General features: G+C 70.4%; 8 protein-coding genes. 2 read left to right on the forward strand and 6 right to left on the reverse strand.

From position 1 onward, the window contains the following. Positions 1 to 184 precede the first annotated feature (184 nt). Both ACFCZ1_RS38005 and ACFCZ1_RS38010 read right to left on the reverse strand, forming a co-directional pair. Positions 185 to 934 (reverse strand): JmjC domain-containing protein, encoded by a 750-nt coding sequence (locus ACFCZ1_RS38005; RefSeq protein WP_376682847.1) that lies wholly within the window; start codon positions 932 to 934, stop codon positions 185 to 187. Positions 935 to 951: 17 nt separating this feature from the next. After that, a complete protein-coding gene (locus tag ACFCZ1_RS38010; RefSeq protein ID WP_376682848.1) occupies positions 952 to 1,485 on the reverse strand; it encodes a nucleoside 2-deoxyribosyltransferase domain-containing protein in 534 nt (177 codons plus the stop codon). Positions 1,486 to 2,102: 617 nt separating this feature from the next. Between ACFCZ1_RS38010 and ACFCZ1_RS38015 the strand changes: the two genes are divergently transcribed. Continuing rightward, entirely contained in the window at positions 2,103 to 3,146 is a 1,044-nt protein-coding gene (locus tag ACFCZ1_RS38015) for an LLM class flavin-dependent oxidoreductase (RefSeq protein WP_376682849.1), read from the forward strand. 15 nt (positions 3,147 to 3,161) lie between these two features. Next, on the forward strand, positions 3,162 to 4,475 hold the full coding sequence (locus tag ACFCZ1_RS38020; RefSeq protein ID WP_376682850.1) for an NtaA/DmoA family FMN-dependent monooxygenase: 1,314 nt from the start codon (positions 3,162 to 3,164) through the stop codon (positions 4,473 to 4,475). A gap of 25 nt (positions 4,476 to 4,500) precedes the next feature. Here the strand turns inward: ACFCZ1_RS38020 and rfaE2 are convergent, their stop codons facing one another. From rfaE2 to ACFCZ1_RS38040, 4 genes are all read right to left on the reverse strand, one after another. Beyond that, entirely contained in the window at positions 4,501 to 6,522 is a 2,022-nt protein-coding gene (rfaE2, locus tag ACFCZ1_RS38025) for a D-glycero-beta-D-manno-heptose 1-phosphate adenylyltransferase (RefSeq protein WP_376682851.1), read from the reverse strand. 101 nt (positions 6,523 to 6,623) lie between these two features. After that, entirely contained in the window at positions 6,624 to 7,922 is a 1,299-nt protein-coding gene (locus ACFCZ1_RS38030; RefSeq protein ID WP_376682852.1) for a phenylacetate--CoA ligase family protein, read from the reverse strand. A 249-nt stretch (positions 7,923 to 8,171) separates the two neighbouring features. After that, complete coding sequence (locus tag ACFCZ1_RS38035; protein WP_376682853.1) at positions 8,172 to 8,849, reverse strand: hypothetical protein; 678 nt, start codon at positions 8,847 to 8,849, stop codon at positions 8,172 to 8,174. A 31-nt stretch (positions 8,850 to 8,880) separates the two neighbouring features. Then, positions 8,881 to 10,224 carry a hypothetical protein gene (locus ACFCZ1_RS38040; RefSeq protein WP_376682854.1) on the reverse strand — a complete coding sequence of 448 codons (1,344 nt, stop codon included), beginning with the start codon at positions 10,222 to 10,224 and terminating at the stop codon, positions 8,881 to 8,883. Positions 10,225 to 10,364 lie beyond the last annotated feature (140 nt).

Raw genomic sequence — 10,364 nt, forward strand, 5'->3', positions numbered from 1 at the left:
CGCGTAAGGTCCTGCCCGTCGGCCGCCGAAGCGCTTTCCGGCTGCGTCACCCACAGCCGGCTGTCGGCAGCCGGCAGCCGACAGCCCCAGAGCCCAGAGCCTGCAGCCCGCAAACGACAGAACGGCCGTGCCGCCATCGGCACGACCGTTCCCCGCAGCCCCGCCTTCGCGAGGTTCCTGCTCCTCAGCCGTCGAGCACGGCCGCCAGCGCCGCGAGCGAGGGCGCCCCTGCCGTGTCCGCCCCCGGACCGTCCGCAGCACCAGTGCCGGGCCTGCGCACCGTCAGCGACAGGTGGATGGACAGACCGCCGCTCCGGCCGACGGCCGAGTGCGGCGCTCCTCGCGGGATGTAGAGCACCTGGCCACGCTCCACCGTGGTCTCCAGCACCACCGGCCCAGGGTCCGGCTCATAGCCGACCTCCCATGCGTCACCCGCCGGGACGCCGTGCACCTGCCACCGCTTGCTGCCGTTCAGCTGTACGACGAAGACGTCCGCATCGTCACGGTGCGAACCCAGCCCTTGTTCCCCCGCCGGCGTGACGAAGACGAACGCTTCCACGGGGCAGCCGAGTTCGGTGCCGAGCCGACCGGCGAGTGCTGCCGCCCCCGGATGCCAGTGCTCGACGTTCCGCATCAGCAGGGTGGCTCCCGAGGAGATCCTCCTCAGCACCTTGTCCGGGTCGGCGTAACCGGGGAACTCGTGTCCACCGACACTCCGCGGGGTGGTGAAGTCACCCAATTCCAGGTTCCGTCCGCCACGGACCATTTCCAGATAGGGCCTGCGGAGCAGGCCGCCGGTCAGCGCAGCGTCCAGGTCGGCCAGCCTGACCGGCAGGGCGGGCGGCACGCTGGGGCTCAGTGCACGGGCTTCACGCCGCCACGCGGTCCCGAGGAACAGCTCGGGGTCACCCACCAACGAGCGCAGACTTTCCATCAGGTGCTCACTTTCTCTTACGAAGCACGGCGAAGCGGAGGACGGGACTCGGCGCGCAGCGCCTCCACGGCGGTGCTCACGGTGGAGAGGAGATCGCTGTGGACCGGCAGCCCTGGCCGCGCGCAGCGCAACTGCGCCAGCACGTCCGGGCGGCGCCGGTATCCGTCCTCGACGCCCACCGCGATGGCCCGCCCCGTGGCCGCCGCCGCTCCCAATTCATAGAGTGCGACGGGCTGTTCCGGCTTCGCCGCGTTTCCGCTGGGAAACCAGAAGAGCACCAGGTCCGCCAGCGCCAGGTGCCGGTGCTCCCACGTCACCATGGACTCGTTGAAGCCGGACGAGCCGGAGATGACCCGACGCGGACTGAGGAGGGCCAGTGAGCACCGGTCGGCGCTGCCCTCGGACCACATCCGGCGGAAGGCGGATATCGCGTCGTGGCGCCAGTCGGGGCAGTTGTGCATTCCACCGGCGAGGAAGACCCTCCTCTCCTCGGCCCGGGGCACGCATTCCTGCATGGACTCGATGACTCGCACCTGTGCGGTCTTCATCATGCGCTCTCTGCTGGTGGGGGGACGAGGGGAATGCAGGAGTGGACGCACTGCACCACGGCAGGCAGCGCCCCTCACATGGAACCGGTCGTGTACCCGCGGCACTCGCCGCCGGTACACGACCAGGAACGTGGCGGTCAGATTACTTCCAGCCCGCCAGAAAGGGCTTCCAGCTCCTCGTCGTTGACCTCGGGGGAGGTCTCCTGCGACGCGGTCTCCGGCGTGTTCTTCTGGATGTCGCTCATGTCTTTCTCCTTCTGGCTGGACGAGCAGGCTGACGTTCCATCGGAAATCTTCAAGGAATGTCTTCCGGACTTCGGGAGAATCGGTTCTCTCGGGTGAGACGAGTCGAACGTAAAGGCGCCCCGAAGTGGTCGACAAGCCCTTTCCGGCAGTTACTCCGTTGCATGCACGACCGCGACTCCGACGTTTCATCGATCCGTGCAACCGCCACGGCCAACTCGGACGGAGGTGCTGCCCTTCTTTCGGAAAGCCCGGCCGGCCGGTCCTCCCGGCCTAGGCTGCGGGCCCAGCGGCAGTGAGATCGACATGGCTGCTCGCTCATCAACTCATCGGCCCGTGAACAGCTCTTCGAGAGGAGCGCCCCGATGTTCCTCGGCATGGCCATCGACGCAACCGGCTGCCACCCGGAGTCCCGGTGGCATTCGCCCGGCGATCCGCTGGCCCCCGAGCACTATCGACAGCTCGTACAGGAAGCCGAACGGGGCGGTTTCGACTTCGTGACGCTGGACGACTCCATGGCGCTCCCGGACGGGCCCCGCGCCGCCCTGGGGCGCCCGGACGCGGTGACCGTGCTCGCCGGGATCGCTCCACTGACCACCACCATCGGCCTGGTGCCGACGGTGACGACCACGCACTGCGAACCCGTGCACGTGTCCAGGGCACTGGCCACGCTCGACCACATCAGCCAGGGCCGCGCCGGCTGGCGCCGGCGCGTGGTCACCGCGCAGGCGGAGGCCGCGCACTTCGGGCCCGAGCCGCCCGTCCGTCTGGATGAACTCCACGCGGAGGAAGCCGAGTTCACCGAAGTGGTCACCAGACTCTGGGACAGCTGGGAGGACGGTGCGGAGATCAGGGAGGTGGCGGCCGGGCGCTTCCTCGACCGGTCCAAGCTCCACCGCATCGACCACGCCGGACGACACTTCCGCATCAAGGGCCCGGCGAACGTGCCGCGGCCGCCGCAGGGCCATCCCGTCCTCGCGGTCGACTTCGATCCGCGCGGACACCGGGCCCCCGTTCACGACGCCGACATGGTGTTCGTCGATGTCCGTGACGCGCTGGAAGCCCGAGCCCGGTTCGGAGCACGCACCCGGGTCATCGGCGAGCTGGAGATACGGTTCGCCGGTGACCACGGCGTGTCCGGCCGGGACGGTCGTACCGGGGCCGGGGATGCCGCGTCGCGCTGCTCCGGATTCGCCGGATCACCGATCGAACTCGTCGACCTGCTCGGCGATATGTGGGACTCCGGGGACGTCGACGGATTCCACCTCCGCCCCGCGTTCCTGCCCACCACGCTGTCCCGGTTCGTCGCGGAGGTCGTCCCGGTCCTGCGCCGGCGGTCCTTGCTCCGCCCGCGTCAGGGAACCTCACTGCGCGCGCGGCTCGGCCTGCCCGAGAAGGCCCCGAACGTGTTCACGGCCTGAAAGGTGGCTCCCTCGATGAACAAGCCCGTCAAGCAGATGCACCTCGCCGCGCTCTTCCCCGTCAACCACATGACCGTCTGGCGCGATCCGCGCGCCGGAAGTCAGGTTGGGTTCGCTTCCTACTCCCACCTGGCCCGCACTGCGGAGCGGGGCAAGTTCGACGCCTTCCTCCTCGCCGACTTCCCGCGACTGGTGGAGCACCACGGTGAGGTCTCCGACGTCGGCGTCGCGGGTCAGCTGGACCAGATCACCGTGCTGTCGGCATTGGCATCCGTGACGGACCGGATAGGGCTGGCCGCCACCGTCAACGCCACCTTCAACGAGCCCTTCGATGCGGCCCGCAAGCTGGCCACCCTGGACCACCTCTCCGGCGGCAGGTGCGGCTGGAACGTCGTGACCACGCCGGACGCCTGGACGGGCGAGAACTTCCGCCGCGGCGGCTATCTGGCGCACGCCGACCGCTACCTGCGGGCAGCGGAGTTCGTCGACGTCGCCCGGACCCTGTGGGACGGCTGGGGCCCGCACGGAGCCACCCGGTTCCACCACGAAGGGCCGCACTTCCGCGTCGGCGGGCGGTTCACCGTACCGACCAGCCCCCAGGTGTACCCACTGACCATCCAGGCAGGGGACTCGGAGCAGGGCCGCGAGTTCGCTGCCGCGACAGCGGAGATGATCTACAGCCGCCGTCTGGGCCTGGCCGGCCAGGCCTTCTACGCGGACGTCAAGCGCAGAGTGGCCCGCCACGGTCGTGCCCCGGAGCACGTGAAGATCATGCCAGGGGTGTCGTTCGTCCTCGGCGACACCGATGCGGAGGCCAGGGAGAACGCCGAGCTGATGCAACGGCGGGCCGTGAGCCCGCAGCTCGCGATCTGGTACCTGGAGCGCGTCTGGGGACGCGACCTGTCGGCTTACGACCCTGACGGGCCGTTGCCGGACGTCGACCCCGATCCCGGGGCGGGACCCCCCGACTGGCCGGGGCTGGCCGACGCCGCGGTGCGCTTGCGCCGGGTGGAGAAGTGGCGGGCCCTCGCCGCCGAGCGGAACCTCGGCATCCGGGAACTCGTGATGAGGCTGACAGCGGGCAGGCCCTTCATCGGCACACCCGCTCGCGTGGCGGAGCAGATGAACGACTACGTGCAGTCGGACGGTGCCGACGGATTCGTGGTGGTGCCCCGATTCGCCCCTGGCGGACTGGACGACTTCGTCGACCGGGTGGTACCCGAACTCCAGGACCGTGGCGTCTTCCGCACCGAGTACACGGGCCACACCCTGCGCGGTCACTTCGGGCTTCCGGCGCCTTCCGCGCACCCGCGGAGGGCGCCCCGCTGAACGCCCGCCGTCACTTCGCGTCGCGTCACTTGTCGCCGATGCTCAGCAGCAGCCTGTCGACCATCCGGGTGGTCGACAGCCCGTCGCTATAGGGGAGGATCACCGTCCGGCCGCCCCAGCCATCGACCAGGGCCGCTTCGGGCAGGTCGTCCACCCTGTAGTCGCCGCCCTTGACGTAGATGTCGGGCCTGATCCGACGCAGTACCTCTTCCGGCGTGGACTCCGCGAAAACCACCACCCCGTCCACGGAGGCCAGCGAACCCAGGACCGCCGCACGGTCCCCGACCGGGACGACCGGGCGCTGCGGTCCCTTCAGCCGACGGACGGAGTCGTCGTCGTTGAGGCACACCACCAGGCAGTCGCCCAGCAGACGGGCACTCTCGAGGAGTGCGATGTGACCTCTGTGCAGCACATCGAAGCAGCCGCCGGTCGCCACCACGGTGCCGCCCGCGGCGCGCACGCGGGCGACCATCTCCAGCGGGTCGGCAGATGCGGTGCCCGGTTCCACGGCCGCCGCACCCGCCGTCCAGGCGGCCGCGCCGCCGGCCGCCACGAACTCCTCGGCGGCCCGGACGGCGCCGGTGACCGCCTCCGAGAGCAGCGCGCCGCCCGCGAGCAGTACGGTGGCCGACGCGGCGAAGCAGTCACCGGCACCGCAGGTGTCCGCCGCGGCGATGCGCCGCCCGGGAACGGCGAGAGGAGAGGTCTTCGCCGTGTCCAGCAGGAGGGCGCCATCAGCCCCCCTTGTGATCGCCACGCCGGCCACCTTCCAGATGTCGATGAGCCGCCGCCCGCGCTCGATGTCCGACCGCAGGTCCGTGCCCGCGCTCCCGGGCGCGAAGCCGCTCGCCTCCCCGCGGTTCGGGGTGACCAGCCGTGCACCGGGGACCGGTCGGGCCCCGCGCGGGTGCGGGTCCCAGACCATCGGCGTCGTGGCAGTGGCGGCGGCGAGGGCCGCCCGGACGGAGGCGTCCCCGGTGAGTCCGCGTCCGTAGTCCGAGACCAGGACGGCGCTCGCGCCGGCCACCAGCGCGTGTTCGTCGCCGGTGAGGGTGCGGCACAGTGCGGGCACGGCCTCGGAGGCTTGGCTGAACATCAGCACCGTTCGGCCGTCGGCACGGACGCGGCTCTTCACCGGTGTCGGCCCGGCGAGCCCGAGGTCGATCACCCGGACGCCGGCGTCCCGTAGCAGTCCGCCGAGTTCCCGGCCTTCCCGGTCGTCGGACAAGGCCGTCACCAGGGTGACGGGCCGTGCGCTGCGGGCGGCGAGCACCGCGGCGAGCCCGGCACCGCCTGGCCGCGAACGGACCTCGACGTGGTCGACGACGACGACCGGCGCCTCCGGGGAGACCCTGTCCACCGCGCCCACCAGGTCCCGGTCCAGGAGCGCGTCGCCCACCACGACCAGCCCGCCCGGCGCCGCGGGCGTGTCCCCAGCGGGGGTCACCGCCGGGCAGACGCCGAGCGCGATGTCGACATTGGCGCAGAGGATGTGCACGGCCACCAGGTGGCACTCCTGGACGGTCGCGGTGGGACCCCCCGCGCAGACCGACTCGTCGGCGAGGTCGGTGAGCGGGTTCGGCTCCGTGCCGGTGAGGGCCCAGACCGTCATGCCCCTCTCGCGGGCCGCCTCGGCCGCGCGCAGCACGTTCCCGCTACGACCGGATGTCGACAACAGCAGCAGGACGTCCCCGGGTCGACCGTGGGCCCGGACCTGGCGGGCGAAGACTTCGTCGTACCCGTAGTCGTTGCCGATGGCCGTGACCGCCGAAGTCTCGGAGTGCAGGGCGATCGCCGACAGCGGCTGACGGTCGTCCCGGAGCCGTCCGACCAGCTCCGAGGTGAGGTGCTGGGCCTCTGCCGCCGAACCGCCGTTGCCGGCCGCCAGCAGGCGCCCGCCGCGCTGGAGCCGCGTGGCCAACTCACGGCCCCATGCCTGAAGCCGCTCGACCTCCAGCACGGCGAGCGCCCGTTGGAGGTGCTCGATGTGGTCGCTGCCGTTGGCGAGCGGCTTCGGATGCTGCGGAGCACTGCGGGCGCCTGTCACGGGGGATCTCCAGGTTGCTTGGACGGCTGCCGCTCGGGGCGGGCCGGGTCGAGGCCGTATGGCCGGTGGTGTCAGCTCGCCGTTCCCGGCCGACACGTCCTTCAGGAGTGGATGTACCTGGTACGTTCCGGGGCCTCCGCGACCTCCAGTCGCTGGACCACGGGGTTGCGCTTGCCACCCGCGGTGAGCACGAACCTCCCCTCCGGCCGGTGGCGAAGGCGGAAACCCTGTCGCGGTCCGAAGTGCTCGCCGAGCCGCGCGTTCACGGACCGCACCGTGGCGTCCGCGGAGGCCAGGTCACCCGCCGTGACGAGGTCGACCAGACCGGGTTCGTGCTGCACCACCTGGAAGTCCGGCAGCCCTGCGGCACAGAGCGCGCCTAGCAGCGCGTACGGCGAGTAGGCCGCCCCGTCGACCCCGATCAGGCTGCTCCCGGACCTTCCGGACAGACCATCGGTCACCGTCCCCGGAAGTCCGCAGTCACATGCGGTGGGCCGGGGTGCCAGATCGCCGGTTACGTAGCGGATGACCGGCATGGGAGTGGAGAGCAGGTGGGTGAGGACGATGTCGCCCACCTCGTCGTCGCCTGCCGGGGTGATCTCCGGCAGCACGAAGTCGTCCTGGAAGTGCATCCGTCCCTTGCGGCACTCCCAGGCCGCGTAGCCGGTTTCCGAAGTGGCGTAGAGCATCGTCACCTGACAGTCAAAGGTCTCCTCGACCAGGCGCCGACCGCTGTCGGGCATGTGCTCGTGGGTGGCGACGACGCCCTGCGGCCGGAGCCGGATGCCGCGGTCTGCGCAGTAGCGGGCCAGCGCGATCACCCGGCTCGACGAACCGGTGACCAGGTCGACCGGGAGCCGGCCGACCACGGCCTCGTAGTCGGCGACGATCCCGGGTGAATCGGGGTCGAAGCCGGCGAGGTTGCACTTGACGTAGGGGCGCGGCAGCATCACCGGTTCGAGCAGCGGCGTGCCTCCGAAGAGAAGTCCCACGTTGAGGACCGTTCCGCTGTCCGGGAGGCCGAGGTGGGCGCTGAAGCGCTCCCGGATCACGTCGTTCGACAGACCGCCGGTCTCCGCGGTGGAGAGCAGGGCGACCGGCTGGCCGGTGCTGCCGCTGGTCTGGGTGAGGAAGAAGCGACCGGGCTCCATCAGGCCGGTCGCGTCACGGCTGATGGAGTCGAGGAAGTGTGCGCGGAGATCGCTCTTGCGGGTCAGCGGAAAGTCGCTCAGCCCCACCTGCTCCCGGCCGCGCAGCGCACGGTACCGGGGCACCCGTTCCTGGGCCGTGGCCAGCAGCCGGCCCAGTCGCTCGGCCCCCCGGTCCCGGTCGTACCCGGCCAGCTCCACTATTTCCTGGCGCTTCTCCCGGAACCAGGAGGACGACGTCTTGCGCGCCATCCGTTCACGCATCTCCCGGACGTCGTGGGCAAGGTCACTCGGCGGATTCAACACGGCCCTCCAGATCGCTTCATCGCACAGCCCTCGGGCGGGCCGGTCGTGACTCGCGAGTTCCCGGTGAATACCCGACGGGAGATTCCGCGAATTCGTCTCTCGGCGAGACGAGTTGAACCTAGGCCGCCCCGGGAAGCGTGGACAAGACGATTCCCGCACTTGCTCCGGAGCGTGCAGAACAACGGGAGGAACGTGTCATCGATTCATGCCATGGATGCCCGAACGAGACCCCTGTCCGGTCGACGGCCCCGCCGAGCGGTGGGGCATAGGCTCCTGGAGAGCGACTCCGTCGGGCAGTTGGCCGCAAGGATCGGGCTGCCCGCCGTACAGCAGCTTTTGGAACAGGGTGCCGGGTTGGGCCCACAGGACGGCTGTGACGCGCGGGTTCGCCATGAGCGTCGGGCACTCCACCCGCTGCCAGGTGTTTCCTCTCCTGACGGCGTCGCCGAAAATGATCCGCACCTCACCTTGCGCGGCTTCGGAGAATCCCACTGAAGCGCGTCGCCAGAAGGCCGCAGCCCTTTCGGAGTAGTCGGAGTAGTACGGGGTGGGCAGGTTGAGATCTTCGATCAGCATCATCATCGTCTGCCCGCCGTACTTCTCGGCAGTGGCCTTCGCCGCCCCCTCGACCGACTTCCCCCTGTAGGTACCGCTGTAGTACCACAGGGCGGTGGGATCGCCGCGTTCCACGGCGTTGTGCATCTGCTTTCTCGTCACCCACCTGGAACAGTCGTTCGTCTGCCCGGGAAGAATGACACCGCCACCGTTGGTCGGCCCCTCATGCGCAAAGGGAACCGACTCACTGACCAATTCGGCCCTGATGGCCGGAGCGGGACGTGACGGCAGAATCGGTGGCATCGGACGGATGTTCATGGCAGCGAGTTCAGGTCTTCGTCACGTGCCATTACAGATATGCGGAGCGTTGAGGGGTGTCCGGCGGCTGCAATTGCTGGACCACGGGGTTGCGCTTGCCTCTGGCCGTGAACTGGAAGCCGTGGTGCGGGCGGTGGCGCAGGCGAAAGCCCCGCTGGGCACCGAAGTGCCCGTCGAGCCGGCTGTTGATGTCCCGCACGCAGGCTGCGGCGGCTTCGACCGGGCCGACGGTCACGAGGTCGAGCGTGCCGGGTTCGGACTGCACGACCTGGAAGTCCGGCAGGCCGGCGGCAGCCAGCGCGGCCAGCAGCGCATAGGGCGAGTAGGCGGATCCGTCGAGACCGACCAGGCTGACGCCGGCCCGACCCAGCAGACCGTCGGTCACGGTGCCCGGCAGGCCGCACCCGCAGTCGACGGGCCGGGGCGCGAGGTCGCCCGTCACGTAGCGGATGATCGGCATGGCGGTGGACAGCAGGGACGTCAGGACGATCGGGCTCGCCCCGTCGTCGCCGACCGGCTCGATCTCGGGCAGGACGAGGTCGTCCTGGAAGTGCATCCGCCGCTGCTCGCATTCGAAGGCCGCGTATCCGGTCTCCGACGTCGCGTACAGCATGGTCACCGGACGGCCGAACGCCTCCTCGACGACACGGCGGCCGCTGTCGGGCATGTGCTCGTACGTGGCGACGACCCCGTGGGGACGCAGGGTGATGCCGCGGCTCAGGCAGTATCGGGCCAGGGCGACGACGCGGCTCGACGAGCCGGTGATCTCGTCGACCGGGAAGCGACCGACCACGGCCTCGTAGTCGGCGACGATGTCGGGCGCGTCGGGGTCGTAGCCGCGCAGGTTGCACTTGACGTAGGGGCGGGGCAGCATCACCGGTTCGAAGAGCGGGGTGCCGGGGAAGAGCAGTCCCACATTGAGGACGGTGCCGCTGTCCGGTAGACCGAGGAAGGCGCTGAACCGCTCGCGGATCACCTTGTTCGACAGTCCGCCGGTCTCCGCGGTGGACAGCAGGGTGACGGGCTGTCCGGTGCTGCCGCTGGTCTGGGTGAGGAAGAACGCGCCGGGGGCCATCCGGCCCGTCCCGTCGCGGCTGATGAAGTCGACGAAGTGCTCGCGCAGGTCTTCCTTGCGCGTCAGCGGGAAGTCGCCCAGGTTCGGCTGCTCGCGGTCGCGGACGGAGCGGTAGTACGGGACCTGTTTCGCGGCGGTGGCCAGCAGGTGGTCGCGGCGCTCGCGCCCCCGGCCGGGATCGTACGGAGCCAGGCTCTCGATCTCCCGGCGCTTCTCCCGGAACCAGGCGGTCGATGTCTTGCGCGTGACGCGCTCGCGCAGCCCCTGGAAGTCGCGCGCGAGATCGCTCGGCAGGTTCAACACAGGTCCTCCCTGTGGACGAGGGCGGGGGGGCGGGGGCGGGGGCCGGCGCCCCCCCCGGGCGAACCTCAGATTCGCGCCAGAACGCCCCAGAAGGCCACCCCGGCCACAAACCCCACCACCGCGGGGAACCAGTGTAG

This window comes from Streptomyces sp. NPDC056224, from assembly GCF_042267665.1.
Classification (GTDB): Bacteria; Actinomycetota; Actinomycetes; order Streptomycetales; family Streptomycetaceae; genus Streptomyces.

Excerpts from the sequence above, each read along its gene's own strand:
- ACFCZ1_RS38005 (WP_376682847.1), bottom strand. The coding sequence starts at position 934 with ATGGAAAGTCTGCGCTCGTTGGTGGGTGACCCCGAGCTGTTCCTCGGG.
- ACFCZ1_RS38010 (WP_376682848.1), bottom strand. The coding sequence starts at position 1,485 with ATGATGAAGACCGCACAGGTGCGAGTCATCGAGTCCATGCAGGAATGC.
- ACFCZ1_RS38015 (WP_376682849.1), top strand. The coding sequence starts at position 2,103 with ATGGCCATCGACGCAACCGGCTGCCACCCGGAGTCCCGGTGGCATTCG.
- ACFCZ1_RS38020 (WP_376682850.1), top strand. The coding sequence starts at position 3,162 with ATGAACAAGCCCGTCAAGCAGATGCACCTCGCCGCGCTCTTCCCCGTC.
- ACFCZ1_RS38030 (WP_376682852.1), bottom strand. The coding sequence starts at position 7,922 with ATGGCGCGCAAGACGTCGTCCTCCTGGTTCCGGGAGAAGCGCCAGGAA.
- ACFCZ1_RS38035 (WP_376682853.1), bottom strand. The coding sequence starts at position 8,849 with ATGAACATCCGTCCGATGCCACCGATTCTGCCGTCACGTCCCGCTCCG.